We start from the raw sequence: 22,490 nt of genomic DNA, 5'->3' as shown, positions 1-22,490 counted from the left end.
GCGAATTGCGAATGTTACGAGAGAACAGTTTTTTAGTAATCAGTGAGATGGTAAAAAATCTGAGCGCTTAGTGTCCAAGATAAAACGGCAGCTTATTTAAATACAGCACTACCGTTATTATTGTTTAAACTGCACTAAAGGTTCCTTTAGTTCAGCGATTTCTTTTTTGATCGCTGGCAGTTCATGCAACTTAAATTTGTGCATTTCGGTGTAACGTTTATAACAATGCGTACTCTTTAAATATAACGACTTCCAGGTGGTTGGAAATAAGGGCGAGTCCATAATTCCTTTGTACACTATGTTATTATATGCAAATAACTTATACGAATTATCAACCTCAGCTTCTTTGTTATCGTCTATTTCCTCAAATGAGTCCAATCCCATATTGGCTCGATATTCATTGATTCGCTGGTACAAAGCTTTGGCAGATTCATGTATTTCGTTAAAATCAATTTGTTGTAAGTCCGCCAAATTAACTCCGTCATTACGATCTTTTTGATTTTGTTGGACTGATGATAACAACATAACTAAATTTGATACGTTATTCCTCATTAAACCAAACTCTGTATAAATTAAGGCGCGTTTTAATGAAACTAGATACTTATTATTATCAGTACCTTTAGAATGCTTCGCTGATACCAACTCACGCGCAATCAAAGTACCTAATGCGGATCCAGAATGCCCCAAAATAAGCAGTCGTTTAGCCGCTTTTGAGCTCAGTTTGCTCGTCGCTTCAGGATGGCGTATGATGCTTGCAAGCGCGTATACATCATCTTTCTTAGCCAATTGAATCAAGGTTTTTATATCTTCTTCGATATAAGGTTTTAAGTATTCAGCGTTGTTACTATTACTAGAGTGTATTCGCTCGCCCTGGATCAACTTCCACTCTTCCATTTTTTTCGCTGCATATATTTGATCTTGTTCGGTTAAATCTTCACGCGCATTGCACCAATTATCTTCGTAACGCATGGTATTTTTGCCACTGTCAGGCCCTGTGATGTTAGTAATTTCAGCGTGCCTGTCACGAATCTTTTGTTCCAATTGAGCAATTTTGCTTTCAACTTTAAATGTGGGATTGACAGTAGGCTGAGGCTCGTCATTCAAATTATTAGGCTCAATCTTAACTGGTTGCTTTTGTTGAACTTCAGCTTTCTGTGGCTTAGCCGCATCAATAGAATCGGAACTAAAAAGAACATAGCCAGCTATTGTGACAATTAATATTAGCCCTGTTAATATTTTCATATATTTAGTCTCAAGGCGCAGTGTGGAGTAGTGGAAAATTAAAACAGGGGGCAAATTTAAAGCTTTTCATTCAAGTTCCATTTGTTTGGTCTAATTGCTTGCGTGAGCGAAATGTAGTTATTTTCAAGCAACATATCAACAACAATAATCACCAAGCGTCATTTTAATTGTTTATTAGATATCCCACATGCCTTAAAAGTAGGCAAATCACCTATCAACTGGTAATATAATAGTTAAATCAACAGCTACTAATATGAGATATTACGATAAATGCCAATTCTAGAACGGAATAACAGCCTGTCACAACGCATGGTTGCTGAATTAGGGCGCGCTATAGTATGTGGTGAATATACCTCTGAAACAGGCTTACCATCAGAAGCCGATTTATGTGAACAATTTGGTGTAAGCCGCACTGCGGTGCGCGAAGCAGTAAAAATGTTATCAGCAAAAGGGTTAATAACCAGTAGGCAACGCCAGGGTATTAGCGTATTACCCAAAAGTAGTTGGAACTTATTAGACTCAGAAGTACTCAGCTGGTCGTTAAAAGGTGAAGTATCACTACAGGTTATTCGTGAATACTTACAAATGCGCAAAGGTATCGAACCTCAAGCAGCGGCATTAGCAGCACAAACTGCAGATGTACACGCAATTGCAAAAATAGAGCAAGCAGTTGGAAAAATGCGTATCGCTGCCGAAAGTGGTGATCCAAAAGCTGAATTAGAGGCCGATATCGAATTTCATATCAGTGTATTGTTAGCAACAAAAAATCGTTTCTATATTCACATGAAAGAATTCACCAGCACAGCACTAAGAGCCAGTATTCAATTTACCTCACCGGTAAAAGCCGACCCAATTGCCGTGGTTGAAGAACATGAAAAAATCTATCAAGCAATTAAATCAGGCAACTCAGAACGCGCACGTAATATTATGTATATGTTAATCGACGAAGCTATTTCTTTTGTTGAAGCCAAGATTGACCAATAGTCACAACTGGGTGGATCTTTAAAATCCACCCAATTTTCCCACCTGATGTCCCACTGTTTAGCCAAATTCTACTTTTTGTCCCAAAGATAATCTCATTTGTATCAGTTTTGTTATAAAGTCTTTTTGCAAAGTTTAATTGTAATATAATTAATCCCATATTTTTGATGGGAGAAATTTACGTGAGTAATTTTGTAAAATCTTTTGTTTTAACCAGCGCATTATGTGCCGGTTTAACCGCATGCTCTGGGCAACAAGCTAGCCAAGTTGTGAGTGACGAAACAACCAATGTCAAACCTGTAAGCAAGCAGCTAGACAAACCAAACATAGTACTTATTTTAGCTGACGATATTGGTTTTTCTGACATTGGAATTAATGGTCAAAAAAACTTTACTACACCAAATTTAGATAAAATGGCAGAGCAAGGTATTAACTTTAGCCAATTTTATGCAGGCTCGGCAGTATGTGCACCTTCGCGCAGTGTTTTGTTAACTGGCCAACATTCAGGTCGCACACCAATTAAAGCAAACTACATGGCCATTCCACAGCAAGATGGCTCAATGCTTTACCAAGGTGGTACTTTTACCCCAGAACAAAAAATTGTATCCGAAGTATTAAAAGACGCTGGCTACACCACAGGTATTGTCGGTAAATGGGGTTTAGGTGAAGCAGAAGATACAGGTCATCCAAACCGCAAAGGCTTTGATTACTTTTTTGGTTACTTAAATCATGTACACGCTCACAATCACTTTACTGACTTTTTATGGCGCAACTACCAACAAGTACCACTGAAAAACAAAGTTGAAAAGGTTGACTGTAGCTATTGCGACAAATTTGCTTTCGACGGTTTTGTAACGCCACTAGAAGCGCGCTACGAATATGTTGATTCATTATTGCGTGACGAAGCGGTTGCCTTTATTGATAGAAACGCCAATCAAGACAAACCCTTCTTTTTATATTATTCGCTTATTTCGCCACACGCGAACAACGAAGCAGACCAAGTTGACTATGCACATGGCTTAGAAATTCCAAGTTATGGTGAGTTTGCAGACAAAAACTGGCCAGAAAGCGCAAAAGGCTACGCAGCTATGATGCGCCATATTGACCACGCTGTTGGTCAAGTAATGGCTAAATTAAAAGAGCAAGGCATAGCGGACAACACCATAGTTATTTTCACTGGTGACAATGGCCCACATCAAGAAGCAGGCAATAACCCTGATTTTCACGATTCGAACGGCGAACTTCGCGGTATTAAACGCGATTTATACGAAGGTGGAATTCGTATGCCAACTATTGCTTGGGGCCCTGGTTTAGTACCCCAAGGTAAAGTGTCTGATCACATAGGTTATGGTGGAGATTTTATGGCAACTTTTGCTGAGCTTGCACAAACCTCTATACCAAACAATACAAGGCTAGATTCGTTGAGTTTTGCCAATGAACTAACGGGTAAAACACAAACAGCAGAGCATGAACACATTTATTGGGAATTCCATTTACATGGTTCATCACAAGCAGTGCGTAAAGGTAAATGGAAAGCAATTCGCCTACCACTCATGACGGGTCCAATTGAATTGTACGATTTAGAAAATGACCCAAGCGAAAGCATAAACTTGGCCGCTAAACACCCTGAATTAGTTGCAGAATTTGCAAAAATAATGGCTGAAAATCATTTGCCACACCCACATTGGCCAATTAGCAAAAGCGATCAAAGCCCAGACAGACAACGCAATCCAATATTCAAATAAGGCATGGAAAAATGACGCTAAACAACACACATAAAAAACTTGTGTTGGGCGCGTTGGCAGGGCTGACTTTGTCAGCTTGCCAACCGGCTACACAAACGACAGAGCAAACCGCTCAGCCTATGACGCAAGCTAGCGAACAAAAGCGCCAACCAAACATTATATGGATAATGGCTGATGATATGGGTTATGGCGACTTAGGCAGTTATGGCCAACAAAAAATAAAAACACCAAGACTTGATCAAATGGCGGCCGAAGGAATTCGGTTTACCGACATGTACGCAGGCACAACTGTATGTGCACCGTCACGCTCTGTGTTAGTGACAGGTCTACATATGGGACATACACCAGTACGTGGTAATGCCGACAAAACCATACAAACACTTGCACCAGAAGATGTAACCGTAGCTGAAGTTTTACAAGATGCTGGTTATACCACAGCGCTTATTGGCAAATGGGGTTTAGGCGATGACGGCAACACAGGCTTACCAAATGACCAAGGTTTTGACTACTTTTTTGGTTATTTAAACCAAGTACACGCACACAATCATTACCCAGATTCTTTATGGCGTAACAAAGAAAAAGTTCAGCTAGACAACATGGTAGAGCTAGGACCAATTGCCTATATGAGTTTTCATGGCGGTGTCGCAAAACCTGAAAACAGAAAAACTTATTCAAGTGATTTGTTCTATCAAGAATCAGTCGACTTTATCAAGCAGCAACAAGACAACCCATTCTTTTTATTTGTTAGCTTAACTTCACCACACGCTAATAACGAAGCCGAAAAATTCGATTGGGCACATGGAATGGAAGTACCAGATTATGGCATTTACAAAGATTTAGATTGGCCAGAACCAGCCAAAGGCTACGCCGCTATGGTGACTCACATAGACCAAGGGGTTGGACAAATTATGGATACGTTAAAAGCACAAGGTTTGGCAGACGATACCATAGTTATTTTCACCTCTGACAATGGCCCACACGAAGAGGGTGGTAACGATCCTTATTTCTTTAATTCTTCAGGTCCATTTACAGGCACAAAACGCGCGTTAACCGCGGTGGTATTCGCGTGCCATTTATCGCATGGGGCCCAGGTTTAGTGCCACAAGGTCAAGTTAGCCAACATATTGGTTATTTTGGTGACTTAATGGCAACCGCGCTAGATGCAGTAGATAAACCTGCACACAGAGAACTTGATAGCGTATCTATGTTGCCAGTGTTAACCGCAAGTGGTGAGCAACAACAGCACGATATGGTTTATTTTGAGTTTTACGAAATGGGTGGCATACAAGCTGTGCGTCATGGCGACTATAAAGCGATCCGCACGCCATTTTTTACCGGACCAATTCGTTTATATAACGTTAACCAAGATCCAAAAGAACAAATTGATTTAGCCCACCAACACCCTGAGTTAGTGGCAAAAATCGACAAATTTATGCAACAAGCGCACGTTCCAGATCCACGTTGGCAAGTGGTGCAGGGCGCAGCTGGTCGCCATTAATCTATTATTGAGGTAGCTGTATGATTGAATTAAGCATTTTAGACTGGCTAGTATTAGGTGGATTTTTCCTAATGCTTGCAGGTGTTGTGTATTTTTCGATGCGAAGCAAAGAAGAAGATACCACCGACTACTTTTTAGCAGGGCGAAACGCCACATGGTTAACCATAGGTGCATCTATATTTGCATCTAATATCGGCTCAGAGCACTTGGTTGGTTTATCTGGGGCGGGCGCATCGTCTGGCATGGCGTTGGCGCATTGGGAATTGCAATCTTATATTATATTAATGCTTGGCTGGTTTTTTGTACCCTTTTATTGGAGCTCAAAAGTTTATACCATGCCAGAGTTTTTAGAGCGTCGTTTCTCTGAGCGTTCGCGTACCTTTTTAGCGGGTATCTCCATTGTTAGTTATGTACTCACAAAAGTAGCTGTAACCGTATATGCAGGTGCGCTAGTACTACAAACCTTATTGGGTATAGACACAGTTTGGGGTATCGACTTCTTCTGGGTGGCTGCAATTGGCATGGTGGTTGTCACTGGTATTTATACAGTGCTTGGCGGCATGAAAGCCATTATGTGGACATCAGTTTTACAAACCCCTGTATTGTTAATTGGCTCAATCATCATTTTATGGGTGGGTTTAGACAAAGTTGGTGGTTGGGCAGAAGTTGAACGCATTAATGCGGAGAATATGCATTTAATTCGCCCTTGGGACGATCCTAACTTCCCATGGCCTGGCATTATTTTCGGCTCATTTATTATCGGTTTTTGGTACTGGTGTACCGACCAATATATCGTACAACGTGTTCTTTCAGCTAAAGGTATTAAAGAAGCGCGCCGCGGTACTATTTTCGCAGGTTATTTAAAACTATTGCCTGTATTTATTTTCTTAGTACCAGGCATGATAGCTTTTGCCTTACAAGAAAAAGGATTAATTAACTATGGCTCGTCGGATGCAGCATTCGCTACCTTAGTCAGTGAATTATTACCAACGGGGGTAAAAGGCATAGTCATTGGTGGTTTGTTGGCTGCATTAATGTCATCGCTTGCATCACTGTTTAACTCGTCTGCGACCTTGTTCACAATCGATTTTTATAAAAAGTTCCACCCGCAAGCATCCGAGAAACACTTATTGCATGTCGGCCGCATGGCAACTATCGGCATAGTGGTTCTAGGTATGTTGTGGATACCACTTATGTTGACGCTGTCTGCAAACTTGTTTGAATACTTACAACAAGTTCAGGCCCTTATCGCACCGGGTATTGCCGCCGTATTCCTATTAGGTATTTGCAGCAAACGCATAACCGAAAGCGCTGGTTTCTGGGGCTTAGTCATAGGTTTTATCTTAGGCATGGTCCGCTTGGTATTGTCGTTCTTCGCTGAATCAGTCAAAGACATTCCAGTAATCGGCTGGTATGCCAACGAAAACTGGCTATATATTTGTATCTTCTTATTCATCTTAATTGCTGTGTTGATGGTGGTATTAAGCTTTGTCACCCCACAAAAAGACGAGCAAGCTTTAAAAGGTTTAACTTTCTCAACTATGGATGTAGAACAAGTTAAAGAAATTAAAGCAGGAATAGATAAATGGGACATCATCCATACCGCCGGCATTATCGCCTTAACGGTATTTATCTACTGGAGATTTTTCTAACCGAATAACCTTTTGTGTTATGTGTCCGACAAGGAAGTTCTTACACGCCTCTAACCCCTTTTGGTTAGAGGCATTTTTATACCAGAGGAAATTAGCATGAAAACCAATAAAAAAGTGTTAGTCCTTATTCATTCGCTACTACTGATATTGGCAATTTATCAACTCGCATCGAAACAAGCATTCGCAAAAAACCTAGTTTATACCCTAACTGCCGAACAATTAATGCTGCAAGACACTGGCTTGTTTCAAACAAATGATGGCCTTGTAGGTGTGAATGTTTGGGAAAACCAACGCAAAGGCAAAGTAGACATTGTACTACCTATTGGTAATCAAACCTTTGATATTAAGCTTTATACAGTTAGTGAAAACTTAGGTGGGGCAGACTACAAACTTTATTTAAGCGGAAAATTGGTTGGTGAATTTACCGCGCCGACTACCACAAAGCAAAGATCGCAAACATCAAAAAATATAAAAATATGGCGCAATATAGAATTAAGCGAAGGTGAAACACTCAGCATAGAAGCGATTAACCATACAAACAATGGCAAAGATTTTAGTAAAGCGCTTTGGCAAAAAATAGAATTTTTAACTGACGCAAAAATGGAGTTGGTTGAAGCAAATACCTTTAAATCACACCAAGACTATGAAAATGCCCCAGCGCAAGTATTGCCTAGACTGGCTAACGGTGATGGCGCGGTAAATATTAGTGGCGAACTTAAAACTTGGCACAGAATAGATTTAATTTTAGACGGCCCATATGCACATGAGTTAGACGTATCGCCTAACCCTTTTTTAGATTACAACATGTCAGTATCCTTTACTCATGAATCCAACGCACAAACCTATACAGTACCTGGTTATTTCGCTGGTGACGCAAATGCTGCAGAGTCGTCTGTGCAAATGGGCAATAAATGGATAGCGCATTTTGCGCCGACTAAAGCGGGTAAATGGTTTTATCAGATAGCTTTTTCTGCCGGGCAACAAGCAGCCATAAGTGCAAAAAACAGCAAATCGCTTGCGCCTTACCATGGCATTACAGGCGAATTTATCGTGTCAGAAACCGATAAAACAGGCAGAGATTTTCGTGCCAAAGGCAAACTCGCATATGTTGGCCAAAGATATTTACGTTTTGCCCACAGCAAGCAATTATTTATTAAAGCTGGTGCTGATGCGCCTGAAACCTTGTTGGCTTACGCTGACTTTGACGGCACTCAAAGTGCCAAACACAATTTGGCATTAAAAACCTATGCTGCACACGCACAAGATGCCAAAACAAGTGATCCAACTTGGCAAAATGGTAAAGGTAAAAATTTGCTCGGTGCACTTAATTATTTAAGTTCAACCGGTGCGAATGCAATATCGTTTTTAACCTATAACGCAGGTGGCGACGGCGACAATGTTTGGCCATATGTATCGCGTAATGCTAAATACCATTTTGACGTTTCTAAATTAGCCCAATGGCAAATTGTATTTGAACATGCGCAAAGTTTAGGGCTGTTTTTACATTTTAAATTGCAAGAAAACGAAAGCGACGACAACCGCAAAGGCGCGGGCAGAGTAGACGCAAAAATTGAAGAATCCTTGGATGGTGGTTTATTAGGCATTCAGCGCAAATTGTATATACGCGAGATGGTTGCGCGTTTTGCCCATTTAAATGCGTTAAACTGGAATTTGGGCGAAGAAAACACCCAAAGTAGTGAAGAAATTAAACAAATGGCCAGCTATTTAAGCGAGCTGGATGCCTATAATAATCATATTGTTATCCATACCTTTCCGTCACAGCAAACTAGAGTTTATCCGCCTTTATTAGGGGCAAACTCTGCAATTACTGGCGCATCATTACAAAATCATTGGGGTAATGTGCATGAACTGACTTTAAACTGGTTGAATGCTTCTATTAGTGCAGGCAAACCTTGGGTTGTGTGTAACGATGAACAAAACCCCGCTGGCTTGGGCGTTCCGCCTGATCCTGGCTATCAAGGTTTCGATGGTTGGGCACGGCAGGGTAACAACAAATACAACCTTCACCAAATTCGCAAATACACTTTGTGGGGTAATTTAATGGCAGGCGGTGCGGGTGTTGAATATTATTTTGGTTACCGCTTAGCACAAAACGACTTATTAGCAGAAGATTTTAGAAGTCGCCATTTATCATGGATTTATGCTGGCCATGCAATTAACTTTTTTGCTGACAACCCTTTACCACTCAATCAAATGGTTAATCGCAATGAGTTGGTAGTTTCAAACAGTGAAGATAAAGCTTACATACTCGCCAACCAAGACAACCTATTGTTGTATTTACCTGAAGCTGGCAGTGCAAGCTTAGATTTACGCTCGCAAGCTGGTGTTTATCGCGCGCAATGGTTTAACCCTGTAACCGCACAATACAGCAAAAGTTTTCAGCTAATCGCGAGTGACAAACACTTAACTCAAATAAAAGCACCGCAAAATGAAGGGGACAAACAAACAGCTGATCGCCTGTTAATCATGCGTAAGGAAAGCTCTTTATGAGTTGGGTTAAACATATACTCGTTGTATTCGCCAGCTTACTTTGCGCGAACTTACATGCAGGCGAACAGACGATTAACAAACTAACCATTAATCAACAAAAGCAGTTGCAATTGATTGAGCAAGACCAAGTGGTGTTAACCACACCGGTTGAAGGTTTATGGTCGATTGGTCATCAAGCCAAAGGTTTGTCTGAGCTAAATTACACCCATGCCAATTTTAATAAAGTAGAGCTAGTTGCAGATTGGCAAATATTCTCTGGTGAAATGGTTACAGATCAAGGCACATGGCAGCTCAGTGACAGCTGCCAACAGGTGAATGAATTTGCAGGCGCATTGATAAAATGTATTAGGCGCTATCATTGGACAGGCCAACAAACACTCGAAAATGTTGTGTTGTCTGTACGTTGGCAAACACCACAGCAATACACGCAAGTTGTAATGCCAAGTGTTGTCTACCATGGCAATCCATCAGCCAAAAAGAACAACCCAAATGCGATTGCGCACTTATCTCAACAGCCGGGTGAATTTGCCCAATTTGAAGAACATAGGCTATCTATGCCTTATGTCAGCTTAGAATGGCAAAACAAGCAATCAATGTTTGGGGCGGCAGTACATACTATCCCATCTCAGATCATGGGTGGTAACAGAGCGGACTTATGGTGGTCGGCAGGTATGCAATACCGAGCAGGCAAATCTGAAATTCGATTATTGTCAGGCCCAATTGGTTATAACAAACAAGCAGACAGAGCGAAGGTATATCAGTTTAGTTCATTGCCATACGCTAATGCCACTATCAGGGTTAAACCTAATAGCACTATTGAAAAAGTCTATTATTTACAGGCATACAGCGGCTTTAACAAAGGTGCAGGTTTTTCCGAGGCTATGCAAGCTTCATTGGCAATATTTCAACCTTTTAATACCCAAGGTTTGCCCAGTTTTAAACAAATAGTCGCAAACAAAACCCGCTTTTTATTAACCAGATATATGCAAGGCACAAGCAGCAATGGGGTTGAATATGCTGGGTTTAATATGTTTGATCACAACTACCGCCAACAACTTGTGATGGGGTGGGCTGGGCAATCAGACGCACCAGGCTATGCACTGCTCGCATTAGGCCATCTAAACAATAAGCAAGAATGGATAAACAAAGCAAAAGCATCACTCGACTTTTTGGCTCAAGCCAAATTTGATTCGTTAAATGGATTTACTGTTAATTTTAACGCCAAACCCGGCACATGGACGCATCACGCATTTAAAAAGCTTGACCCGACGAGTGGAAAATATATTGGCGATCCGGTTTCACAAGGCCAAGCCATGTACATGTTTGCTAAAGCCATTCAATTTGCGAAGCGCATGGCCAAAGAAGGCAAGACAATAGACACCAGCCAATGGCAACAATTTTTGCTAAAAGTAGCGGATTACCATAGCCAGAGAATTCTTCAAGCTAGCTGGCAGCCTGAATCGACCAATCAAGCCTTTTTAGTTGCCCCGTTAGTTTTAGCAAGCCAGCTGTTTGAAAACCCAATTTATTTCCAAGCCGCAGTTAAAGCCAGCGAACATTATGCAAACCGCCATATTGATATGAACGAACCTTATTGGGGCGGCACATTAGATGCAACAGGCGAAGACAAAGAAGGCGCTTGGGGCGCATTTCAAGCATTTTTAACCATGTACCAAGTCACCAAACAACCCAAATATTTAGCATGGGCAAAACATGCCGCTGAAGTAATGCTAAGTTATACCGTGGTGTGGGATATTGATATGCCAGCAGGGCGCTTGACGGATCATGGTTTTAAATCAACTGGTTGGACAGCTGTATCGCCACAAAACCAACATTTAGATGTATACGGTGTATTAACCACACCAGCGATTTATCAACTTGGCGAATATCTGCAAGACGACCAACTCAAACAACTCGCCAAAGTCATGTATTTAAGCTGTGGCCAATTAATAGACCCATACGGCTCGCAAGGCGAACAAATACAACAAACGAATTTTGCTCAAAGCAAACACAATATTAGCCAAGCAGGTGAAAACGCAGCAGCCGATAGTTACAGAGGCGGCTATTCAGAAGAATGGACAGTATTATGGATTACCACCCATTTCTTAACCTCTGCGGCCATGTTTGAAGAAATGGGGGTAGAGTTGTAGAGCGACTATCTCTGAATTGCTATTTAGAGCTAATAACGGGCGTGGCGGTCCAAGCCCGTGCACGGGTGCCTACATTACTTTATCTATATACCTTATCAATTAACTTAAGGTTTTGGTTATGAAAATATTTATTTTATCAATGCTATGCTCGCTGACGCTGTTATCCGGATGTCAGCAGTTACAACACTCTCAAAAGCAACAGGTTATCCAACCTATGAACAAGTCGGAGATAAAGTCCGGTTTAGAAAAACATAATAAAGCGTTATTTATCTTAAATAACTGGATTAGAGATCCTTATATTATTTTAGGCCCGGATGATTATTACTATTTAACCGGTACGACTCCAGAGCAAGATGATCCTCGCCAACATACAGATCCCTACAATGATGGTTTAGGCGAAGATTCAATCGTTGGTCAGCATGTACGTATATGGCGAAGCAAAGATTTAATCGACTGGCAATATCTTGGCGCGCCTATTGGTTTAGCTGATTCTAATCATCAAAACTATACCGGAAACCCAATCAATAAAAATAGATTATGGGCACCGGAACTGCATTGGATGGGCGATAGATGGGCCATTGTTTTTTGTCCGTCAGGTATTGCTACTTTTGCGTTAGCTCAGCCTGGAATAGAGATTAAAGGTCCCTGGACTTTTCCTATGAATGGCGATTTTGGGCGCAAGCATGACCCGTCATTGTTTAAAGATGGTGATACCTGGTGGGTCTTGTCAGGCAATACGCAGGTCCAGCCTCTAAATAAAACGCTATCTCAATATACCGCAAAAGCTAAACGCATTGACCCCAGCAGCAGCCGGTTAGCGCCAAACGGAAAACCAATTACTCGAATCGGTCATGAGGGGGCAACTATTCGAAAAATAGGCAATAAATATGTTCATTTTGGCACGGCCTGGAGTACGGATGAAATGCGAAAAGGCAGTTACAACTTGTATTACAGCACGGCAGATAAGATAGATGGCCCCTATGGACCACGTCAATTTGTTGGCCGGTTTTTAGGTCATGGCACACCTTTTCAAACCAGAAATGGAAACTGGTGGGTAACTGCATTTTTTAATGGTGATGTTCCAACGATTAGTGACGTCAATATACAGAATAAAGATTTATCTGAGACTGCCCAAACGATTAATCACAGAGGCACAACGATTGTTCCTTTGGATGTTAAAGTTTTAGCAGATGGTGAAATTTATATACGAGCCAAAGATCCTAGGTATGCACATCCAGGCCCAGATGAAGCACAGGTATTTGAATAACCTTAAGTGACTAATGTTTATAGTTATTTGGCTTTAAGGCTTATATAAAAATCATGATTACCCATTTTCTATGTCTGCTTTATTAGATGGCGTTAAGGTCAAACCTGATAGAGCAAGCAATTAAGTAAAAAGTTTCACAGTTGATGACATCACTCTAGAGCTTAGCCATGCAAAATAAATTCAAACTGATTTTAGGCATACTTTTTTTGACCAGTTTAGCTGTTAATACGGGTAGCGCACTTGCTAAGGCGCATAACAAACTTGCCTTGTTAAAAAAGCATAATCAGGCTTTTAATGCGCTTGATGAAATGATCCGTGATCCATTTATTAAAAAAGGACCCGACAACTATTATTATTTAATTGGAACAACATCGGGTAAACACTGGGGCGACAAAGCCGCTATTCGGTTATGGCGCAGCAAAAACTTAGTAGAGTGGCAAAATTTAGGTTTAGTGTGGCAATTGCACGTCGACGGTAAACAACAAAATTCTTGGCATTATCAAAAATATCTTCAGCGCATCCAGCCTGGCTCAAAAGCAAAAGAGCAATACAACCCAGTTGCACTTTGGGCACCGGAAATTCACTTTATGCAAGGCACCTGGTGGATACCGCACAGCACCGACGGAGGTGGTCATGGCTTATTAAAAAGCACTAGTGGTCTGCCACAAGGCCCTTATCAAGCCCTACCAGCAATGATGCAGCGCAATATCGACTCTCATTTATACCAAGAAGGTGAGGATATTTATTACGCCTGGCAAGCCGATTTTATTGCAAAAATGAATGCAGATATGACTGCACTGGTAGAACCAGCAACCAAGCTTAAACACCAAGGCAATCACGAAATGGGATACGAAGGCATCCTCATTGAAAAAGTAGCCGATAAGTATTTGCATATTGCCTCTGGCCGCTATGGGTATGAGCCCACAGATACTTACGATTTGTACTATGCGGTATCTAAAAATTTAAAAGGCCCGTACGGTCAACGCCGCATGATGGTTAAAAATGCCGGTCATGGCAATCTAATTCAAGACCCATATGGCAAATGGTGGGTTACCGCTTTTGATCATGAGTATGTAAAACAAACTGGTGGGGAAAATCGTTGGAATTTATGGCTAGTGCCCATTGAATTTAAAGTCACTGAAGATGATGTGATTGTGAATGTATTGGATCAACGTTTTGCTCCAACAAAACAAGATCAAGCCTTTGTTGAAAAACTGGCAATAGAGGGGAAACCGACAGCCTGGCATAACCAAAAACCTTGGACCTTACCTAAGCAATTGGATCACAAAAAATAGAAAGCTCAAATTAACTGGCTAACTACTGACACATGAAAATTATGTAAATTTATTATGGCTTCATCTTGTAAGAAGTCGATTTTTTTAGGGTAAAACAAAATGGTAGAAAAAATGTTTAAAAGAATAACAGCACTGACATCTGTATTGTTTGTTGCTTCATGCACAATGACGTCAACAGAAGTTAATACAACACAAGCACCCGAAAAAAACTACAACTTTGTGCTAGACGATGCTGCCGATCCCCACGCCATGGTCGAAAATGGTACTGTCTACATATACCCAACTCACGGACAATGGAAACGCCAGTTTTATGCTTTTTCTTCAACAAACTTGGTTGATTGGCAAAAACATGGGCCTATTTTAGATTTTGACGACATTAAATGGCTACCTGACAATAAGCGACCGTGGGCACCCGGAACTATTAAACGAAATGGCAAATACTACTTTTATTACTCTGCAGGCCCTATGCCTTCAAATATTGGCGTCGCTGTTTCTGATTCGCCAGTTGGGCCATTTAAAGACTCTGGCGTTGCATTAGTTAAAGACCAAAACCAACACAAAGATCCTGCCAAACGAAATGGACCCCGCTTTGAAGCCATTGATGCAATGCCCTACAAAGATCCCCAAAGTGGCAAATACTATTTGTATGCCGGCGGGAGCGCGGGTTCAACACTTAGGGTGTTTGAGTTAAATGACGATATGATCAGTATCAAACAAGAGATTAAGGTAGATACGCCTGAAAAATTTACTGAAGGTGCATTTATTCATTATCACAATGGTATGTACCATTTCACATACAGCCATGGTCGTTTTAACAAAGCAAACTATTCCATCTATTATTCAACATCGCAATCTCCAACCGGCCCATGGACATTCAGAGGCAACTTAATGAAAAGCGATGAACATTTTAAAGGGCCAGGGCATCACTCCATTATCCGCAGTGAAAAAACAGGCAAGTGGTATATGGTTTATCACAGATGGGAAAATGTTGAAGGTGAAGGGCCATATCGAAATCCGGACAACCGCAGAAAAACGGCAATTGAAGAAATGTTTTATGACGATAACGGATTCATAAAGCCGATAAACATGACAGCTCAAGGTGTTGGCAAGGTAAGCTTTTAATAGGTGCTATGATGATATTTGTTAAATTTAAGTCGTTGGCAATAAATTTGTTGCTATTATCAGTTTTAACCGCTTGCGGCAGCAGTAAAAATGCTGCAGATGAAACAGAAGACACGGCAGACTCTCGCAATCAAGCTCCGAGTGTTTTGGTAGATGATCAAACCATAAATGAACAAACACAAATTGAGGTTGAAGCGGATGCTTTAGATCAAGATGGCACGCTGGTACGTGTTCATTGGCAGCAACTGTCTGGCCCCCAAGTGAGTTTTAATAGTGAATCTGCTTCTCTCAGGTTTCAAGCACCCTCAGTCACCAATGATGAAACGTTAAGCTTTCGAGTTACGGTGACCGATAATGACGGCGCTGAGGCAAGTAAAGAATTCACAATAAGGGTGAAAAATGTAAATCAACCTCCTGTTGTTTCAGCAGGAGCCGATCAAGATGTTACGTCCGCAAACCTGGTAAAATTACAAGGTAGCGTAGATGACAGCGATGGCGAGATACAAAGTATTGTTTGGCAACAAGTGAGTGGAACTCATGTTCAATTATCAAATTCAGACACAGCCAATGCCAGTTTTGTCGCACCCGAGGTAAACAAAGATACGCAACTTAGTTTTACCCTTCAAGCAACAGATAATCAGGGCGCGACTACAACGGATACTGTTATTGTGATTGTTAAAGCTCGCAAACTAATAGCTGAACCCGATCGCTCTGCTGATTTGCAAATTTATACTTTTGGTGAACTGCCAGAGACGAGTGTATCTGACAAGTTTAGTGTGTCGATTGAAGAGACTGAACTGACGGTTTTACAAACCATTCCGCCTAAACCGTCGATGTCCCCAAAAATCAAACCAGGTACAAAAGACGGAGCTGATTCGTATCGTAATACCCAAAGATCATTTGCATGGTCACAATTTTCTTTTAATGACAGTTCGCGCCATGTTGATGTTGAAATTACAAAGTTGGCTGATGCAGGTACAGTCACGGATATTATAGTACGACCAAGCTCGCTGTCAGGTGTTGCATATCAGGTGCTTGAAAAAGATCTAGACAAGAAAACATTAAAAATCCGTGTTCTGCAATCTAACCGGAAACTGTCAATCGAATTTAAAGATAATCGCTATGCACCATTAAAAGATATTCCATTGGATGCTTTATTGCTATTTGCAGATCGCACTGAAGCAGAAGACATAGCGCCAGTACCAGATAGAACAGCAAATACAACTTATTTGGTTGAAAACGGGGATGTCTTTGATAGGGAAAAAGCTAAAACAAAAGAGGTTGTTTATTTTGCACCTGGCACACATGAGTTGAGTTATTGGGAGGTGCCAGAGAATGTAAAACAAGTGTATTTAGCAGGCGGCGCTTATGTGATTGGTGCAATCAATGCTGATCATGATAATGGCCCAAGTAAGGGTTACACCATATCAGGCCGAGGTATTATTTCAGGCGAAAAATTTCCATGGCGAGCGGATAAAACCAAATACGATGTTGGTAGCACATTACCTATATCCGAGCGAGTATGTGTTGATGAAAATAATTACTCGGATGGTTGCCCGCGTAAAGGTATTAAATTGCTAGACGCTGAACAAGATGAACTGACTGTTGAAGGGTTAACGCTTGTAAATGGCTCTTTTTACGTATTTGGTGCTGAGGCCGACAGTAACAACTCATGGGCTAAAATCAGTAACATCAAAATGTTGGGTAATTGGCGGTACAACAACGATGGTTTCGATGTGGGTACTGGTACGCAAATAACAGATTGTTTTGTATCAGCCATGGATGATGCTTTTAAAATTTACCATTCAAATGCATCGATAAAAGACTGTGTGGTATGGCAAATGGACAATGGCGGCATGTTCCAGTTTGGTTGGTACCCAAAAACTGTTAAGAATGTACTCATTGAAAACATTCATGTACTGCACACTGAGTGGACTGGGCTGAATAAAAACCGTGGTTTAGCTAACCTAACTGAACGGCCGGCAGGTGACGATCGTAGTGGTAAAATTTCAGACATTACCTTACGTAATATTTGGATGGAAGGACCGACTTCCCGAGTTATTTATCTGCGCAATGAATTTTACCCAAATCAGTCGTATGACAATTGGCTATTTGAAAATATCTATGTCGACTACATGCCCACATACCAAGAATTGGTCGATATTAAAAATGAAAAAATTAATGGTCAGGTGATTGGCGGGAACGGACAATTGCAAGACACTTTGTTGCTTAATGCGATTGAAGACTTTGACAACGGCAGTGGCAGTATTCGTAATATACGATTTGTTAATTTTAACCTTAATGGCGCGTTGATAAGTGAATCCAGTGCAATGTCAACAGGCATGTTCGACAGGCTTAAAACCGACAACTCAAGCGATGTGACGTTCAAGTAAATGACGAATGCATCGTCTTGGTGGCAATATATGAAAACATTGTTATTAATAGTCGTTGTTGGCTCTTGGTTTATATCTGCCCAACTTTGGGCAGATAGTCGGCAACCTAATTTTCTAATTTTTATCTCCGATGATTTAACGTACCGTGACATAGGCGTGTACGGCAACCCAGATGTAAAAACACCAAACCTGGATAACTTTGCCAGACAAGGGTTGAAGTTTAATCTAGCATTTTCAAGCTCGTCGATGTGTGCGCCAACACGGATGTCGCTCTATACGGGGTTGCAACCGGTGCGCAGCGGTGCTCATCCGAACCATGGTCAAGTGTATGAAGGCACCCGGAGTTTGCCAAATTACCTACGCCCCTTAGGATATCGAGTGGGGCTTATGGGTAAACGCCATGAAGCGCCCCATGCGAGTTTTAGTTTTGAATATCTAGGTGGTAAACATGGAGATACACAAAGAAACAAAGCAGATTTAAATTTAAATTTAGCAGAACGCTTTTTTAAACAGACAGAGCAGCCATGGGCGCTTGTTGTGGCAACTAATCAGCCTCATACACCTTGGTTTAGAGGTGATAAATCTACATATTCTCCAAAGCATTTGACAGTACCTGATGATTTGGTTGATACCCCAGAAACCCGCCGAGCCTTAAGCGCCTATTATGCTGAAATTACCTACATGGATCAGCAATTTGGCACCATAATGAAGATGCTGGAAAAGTCCGGTGAAGCCGATAATACTTTGGTTATCTATTTGTCGGAGCAAGGGTCGAATTTTCCATTTGCAAAATGGACGCTTTATGAGAGTGGTCATCGCGCTGCGGCCCTTATGCGTTGGCCGAATAAAATTAAACCAGCACGAGAAACGGATGCCATTGTTCAGTATTCAGATATTTTACCAACGCTCATTGAGGCTGCGGGCGGGGAACTAAAAAATATCCCACTGGATGGCAAAAGTTTATTAGACATTCTGCTTCACAATAAACAGACGCATAGAAAATTTGCTTATGCGATCCAAACAACCAAAGGCATTTATTCAGGTTCGGACAGTTACCCGATTAGAAGTATTCGAAGTGATAGGTATCGACTTATCTGGAATCTAAATCACAATCATGCTTTTTCAAATACTGTAGTGACGCAAGGTGGCCCGTCTGGCACTCTGAGTTCATGGCGCAAACATGGTGATACTGAACTGGCTCGTGCAAACGCTTATTCGCAAAGGCCAGAGTTTGAACTTTATGATTTAGCACAGGACCCTTACGAGCTCAATAACCTGGCAGGTAATAAAAAAGTGGCTAAGGTGCAGCGCACATTATTTAACGAACTTAAAGCTTGGATGGAGCAACAAGGTGATTTGGGTATTGCAACTGAAGCAGATGCGCTTAACCGAAAAAACCTTGCTGGAAGACATTATCTAAAGGGTATCCCCAAAGGTGGGCTGGCTTTAGATTGGGTTTACTCACATTAACTATAAGATACCCCAATGTCTAGGGCTGTTTTTGCTCTTCTTACTCAATTAAATAATGAAATTGAAAGCAAGTTAACCAATATAAAAACAGCTGGCGCAATTAAAGCGCCCAAAACAAAGGATAGATTCAGCGTATTCGGCAATTAGCTAGCCATACTTAGCCAACTTTAAGCGTTAATTGAAATAACGCATCTGCCGAACCAATTTACAGTTTAATTTACGAGCTTTGTAAACATTGAATCACACGCTTTAACGATTATTTAAGGTCTACCTTGAATGTGCCCTTAATTTCATATGACCCTGGCTGTAACGTCGCTTGCTTTGTATCTATCGCTTGGCCATTAAATAGCAGTTGTTCGATGTTCACTTTCGGTAACATTAAGTTGGCTTGACTGTTTTTGGGCACTGTTAATTCAATGAATACGTTTTTTTGTTGTATTTGCCATTGGGCTGCAATATCTCCTAGCGGCGTTGATTGTGAACCCGATACTTGGCCTAATTTTCTATTAAATTGTGGGTTAAATATAAAATGCTTGAAACCCGGCTTGGTTGGCTGAATACCTAAAATACCGCGATAAAACCAACTCGCAACCGCACCGTACGCATAGTGGTTGAGTGAATTCATTTTTTCACCATTAAACCCATCTTGTAATGAGTACGAATTCCAACGCTCCCACATGGTTGTAGCACCATTTTTTATCGAATAAAACCATGATGGGTACGTTTCTTGGAATAATAAATCGTACATCAAGTCACTATGACCAAACCGCTGCAAAACAGGAGCCAACAGTGGTGTCCCTAAAAAGCCCGTTCTCAAATGGCGATCACTTTTTTCGATAAGTGCAACCAGTTTATCAACTGCCGCTAATTGCTCTTCTTTATCGAATAAATCAAACGCTAACGGCAATAAATATGTGGTTTGCGTGGTAACAGGTGAAAATGTTTTAGCCTTTGATTTTCTTTCGCTGCCGTTTTGGAACAGCGGAGGTTTTGTGATCAAGGCATGTAAGTCCATGTTTTGATCAAAAAAGTAATGGCGAAATTTCTCTCGAATTTGCTCAAAAAGCTTTTGGTAATATTGAGCGTCAGTTTCATAACCTAATAACTTGGCACTTTTGGCTAAGATATGAGTTGAGTGAGCATAATAGGCAGTTGCTATTAGGTCTCGATTGGTATCGCCACCATTAGTACCATTTAAAGTAAAAGGTTGTAGCCAGTCACCATGACTGCCCATGCGTGATATATGCTGGTAGCTATTATAAGTGTGGTAACCGACCCAGCGTTTCATCATGTTGTAGTTTTCTTCTAATACCCCTATGTCGCCAGTAAATTGATATAGTTCCCATGGGACGATTGTTGCTGCATCACCCCATGCCGCGCCAGTTAAACTCTTTAAGAAAGAGCGGAACGGTACATAATTTGGCACTAGGCCATCGATCCCCTGATCTTCACGCATACTTTGCAGCCATGCTGACCAAAAACTATAAACATCTGCTTTATACATAGAAGCCTGAACAAAGACTTGAGCGTCGCCGGTCCAGCCTAATCGTTCATCTCGCTGTGGGCAATCTGTAGGAATATCAAGAAAATTACCTCTTAATCCCCACTCAACATTATTCGATAGTTTATTGAGTAACACGTGATCACTGTTAAAGTTGTCATAAACATTGAAATTTGAGTGTAATACTTTACTTGTTATCCAATCAGTACTGGGTGTTGCTGAAGTGTCATGTCCAGACAATTCGACATAACGGTATCCATGGAAGGTAAAGGTAGGCTGATAGGTAATGGGGCCAGTGGCGTTGGCAACATAATAATCGGTATTTTTAGCTGAACGTAAATTTTCAACCGCAAATCTTTCACCTTCAAGCGCTTCAGCAAACCTAAGCTTAATCCGTTGGCCTTTTATCGCTGGCACTTTTATTTCGGGCACACCAACTAAGTTTTGCCCCATATCAAAAATAACGACACCATTTTTGTTGCTAACAATATTTTGTGCCGCAATCGTTGTTGTTGTGCTTACTGCCTTATGGCGTTTCGGTTGCAGAGCCACTGCTGGGTCTAAAGGCTCAACGAGCACGGGTTGCCACTTGGCTGCGCTTTCAGCGGTAAAATTAGGCGAACTCCAGTTCGGCAATTCATAATTGGCATCGTAATATTCGCCATCATAGTTACTTGCCTCTCGAATAGGGCCACGATTACTCGCTATCCAGCTTTTATCAGAGGCAATCACTTGGGTTGTACCATCTTCCAGCTCTATTTCTAATTGAGCTAATAAACGTATTGGCAGTGTGGGCTGTTGTACTGTTGGGTGAAAAATTCGACCACTATGCCAACCTTCCGCGACCGCTACTCCTAACGCGTTCTTGCCAGTATGAATAAATTCAGTTACATCGTAAGCTAATGTTTCGATGCGTTTGTGATACGGCGTCCAGCCCGGCGTCATGGCATCTTCGCTAATCGCCATACCATTGATATAAGGTTTAAATACGCCTTTAGCGGTAATGTATAAACGTGCTTTTTTGACTTTTTTCGGTAATTGAAACCCCGTTCTTAGATAAAACGGACGGTAATATTCAACATCTGGGACAGGAAACGCATTACCTTTGACTGAACTAAAAATTATACTGTCTTTTGTTCGTTCAGGAGGGGCTGGGTGGCCAATCCATTGGGCTTGCCAATCGTCGTTATTAATAATGCCCATTTCAATACGATTGATTTCACTCCACGCTGAAGCTTGCTGGTCTTGATCCCAAATGCGCACGCGCCAATATACTTTTTGGCGTGATTGTAGTGCCTTGCCTTGATAGCGGACCCAAGCATTTTGGTCTGACAGCGTTTTTTGTGAGTCCCACAGCAAGGTTGAATCAGAGAAGTTGCTGCTCGATGCGACCTGAACTTGGTAAGCCGTTTGTTGCTGAGTTGTCGACTGTGCTGAAATTTGCCAGCTAAACCTTGGCTTTTGCTCGTAATAACCAATAGGATTAACAAAACCTTCTCCAACTTTTAATGCTGTAGGGGCTGGCACTAATACATCGCTATTATTAATGTGTTTTGAAGTAGCATTTGGATTAGAACACGCCTGAATGAATAACATTAAACTGCACAAAGCTATAAATAATGAATGACGAACAAGGGATGGTTTGACCAAAGGAAATTTGAAG

Annotated in this window: 14 protein-coding genes; 12 read left to right on the top strand and 2 right to left on the bottom strand. The window is 41.3% G+C overall.

All coding sequences use genetic code 11. From position 1 onward, the window contains the following. Positions 1-117: 117 nt before the first annotated feature. Positions 118-1,242: a hypothetical protein gene (locus tag DS2_RS11010; RefSeq protein ID WP_035014824.1), complete on the bottom strand. Its 1,125-nt coding sequence runs from the start codon at positions 1,240-1,242 to the stop codon at positions 118-120. A 270-nt stretch (positions 1,243-1,512) separates the two neighbouring features. Between DS2_RS11010 and DS2_RS11005 the strand changes: the two genes are divergently transcribed. The 12 genes from DS2_RS11005 (at position 1,513) to DS2_RS10955 (ending at position 19,326) form a co-directional block, all read left to right on the top strand. Further along, positions 1,513-2,226, top strand: a complete 714-nt coding sequence (locus DS2_RS11005; protein WP_035014822.1) for a FadR/GntR family transcriptional regulator — start codon at positions 1,513-1,515, stop codon at positions 2,224-2,226. Between the two features lie 179 nt (positions 2,227-2,405). Beyond that, positions 2,406-3,968, top strand: a complete 1,563-nt coding sequence (locus tag DS2_RS11000) for an arylsulfatase (RefSeq protein ID WP_160168562.1) — start codon at positions 2,406-2,408, stop codon at positions 3,966-3,968. Positions 3,969-3,979: 11 nt separating this feature from the next. Beyond that, positions 3,980-5,065 carry a sulfatase-like hydrolase/transferase gene (locus tag DS2_RS10995; protein ID WP_200870137.1) on the top strand — a complete coding sequence of 362 codons (1,086 nt, stop codon included), beginning with the start codon at positions 3,980-3,982 and terminating at the stop codon, positions 5,063-5,065. Beyond that, positions 5,035-5,466, top strand: a complete 432-nt coding sequence (locus DS2_RS20710) for a sulfatase/phosphatase domain-containing protein (RefSeq protein ID WP_200870136.1) — start codon at positions 5,035-5,037, stop codon at positions 5,464-5,466. Before DS2_RS10995 ends, DS2_RS20710 begins: the two co-directional genes overlap by 31 nt. A gap of 20 nt (positions 5,467-5,486) precedes the next feature. Continuing rightward, on the top strand, positions 5,487-7,118 hold the full coding sequence (locus tag DS2_RS10990; protein WP_035014821.1) for a sodium:solute symporter: 1,632 nt from the start codon (positions 5,487-5,489) through the stop codon (positions 7,116-7,118). 96 nt (positions 7,119-7,214) lie between these two features. Beyond that, complete coding sequence (locus DS2_RS10985) at positions 7,215-9,629, top strand: DUF5060 domain-containing protein (protein ID WP_051479805.1); 2,415 nt, start codon at positions 7,215-7,217, stop codon at positions 9,627-9,629. Continuing rightward, complete coding sequence (locus tag DS2_RS10980; RefSeq protein WP_035014819.1) at positions 9,626-11,779, top strand: hypothetical protein; 2,154 nt, start codon at positions 9,626-9,628, stop codon at positions 11,777-11,779. Before DS2_RS10985 ends, DS2_RS10980 begins: the two co-directional genes overlap by 4 nt. 118 nt (positions 11,780-11,897) lie before the next feature. Beyond that, positions 11,898-13,046 (top strand): family 43 glycosylhydrolase, encoded by a 1,149-nt coding sequence (locus DS2_RS10975; RefSeq protein ID WP_081754258.1) that lies wholly within the window; start codon positions 11,898-11,900, stop codon positions 13,044-13,046. 167 nt (positions 13,047-13,213) lie between these two features. Continuing rightward, entirely contained in the window at positions 13,214-14,341 is a 1,128-nt protein-coding gene (locus tag DS2_RS10970; protein WP_035014818.1) for a family 43 glycosylhydrolase, read from the top strand. 111 nt (positions 14,342-14,452) lie between these two features. Next, complete coding sequence (locus DS2_RS10965) at positions 14,453-15,463, top strand: family 43 glycosylhydrolase (protein ID WP_160168561.1); 1,011 nt, start codon at positions 14,453-14,455, stop codon at positions 15,461-15,463. A gap of 11 nt (positions 15,464-15,474) precedes the next feature. Further along, complete coding sequence (locus tag DS2_RS10960; protein ID WP_035014817.1) at positions 15,475-17,856, top strand: PKD domain-containing protein; 2,382 nt, start codon at positions 15,475-15,477, stop codon at positions 17,854-17,856. 30 nt (positions 17,857-17,886) lie between these two features. Beyond that, entirely contained in the window at positions 17,887-19,326 is a 1,440-nt protein-coding gene (locus DS2_RS10955; RefSeq protein WP_051479803.1) for a sulfatase, read from the top strand. 256 nt (positions 19,327-19,582) lie between these two features. Here the strand turns inward: DS2_RS10955 and DS2_RS10950 are convergent, their stop codons facing one another. Further along, on the bottom strand, positions 19,583-22,423 hold the full coding sequence (locus DS2_RS10950) for an alpha-L-rhamnosidase (RefSeq protein ID WP_235188586.1): 2,841 nt from the start codon (positions 22,421-22,423) through the stop codon (positions 19,583-19,585). Positions 22,424-22,490: the final 67 nt, after the last annotated feature.

It is taken from the genome of Catenovulum agarivorans DS-2 (assembly GCF_000568405.1).
Taxonomy (GTDB): domain Bacteria; phylum Pseudomonadota; class Gammaproteobacteria; order Enterobacterales; family Alteromonadaceae; genus Catenovulum; species Catenovulum agarivorans_A.
This window is presented reverse-complemented; position numbering and strand designations above follow the sequence as displayed.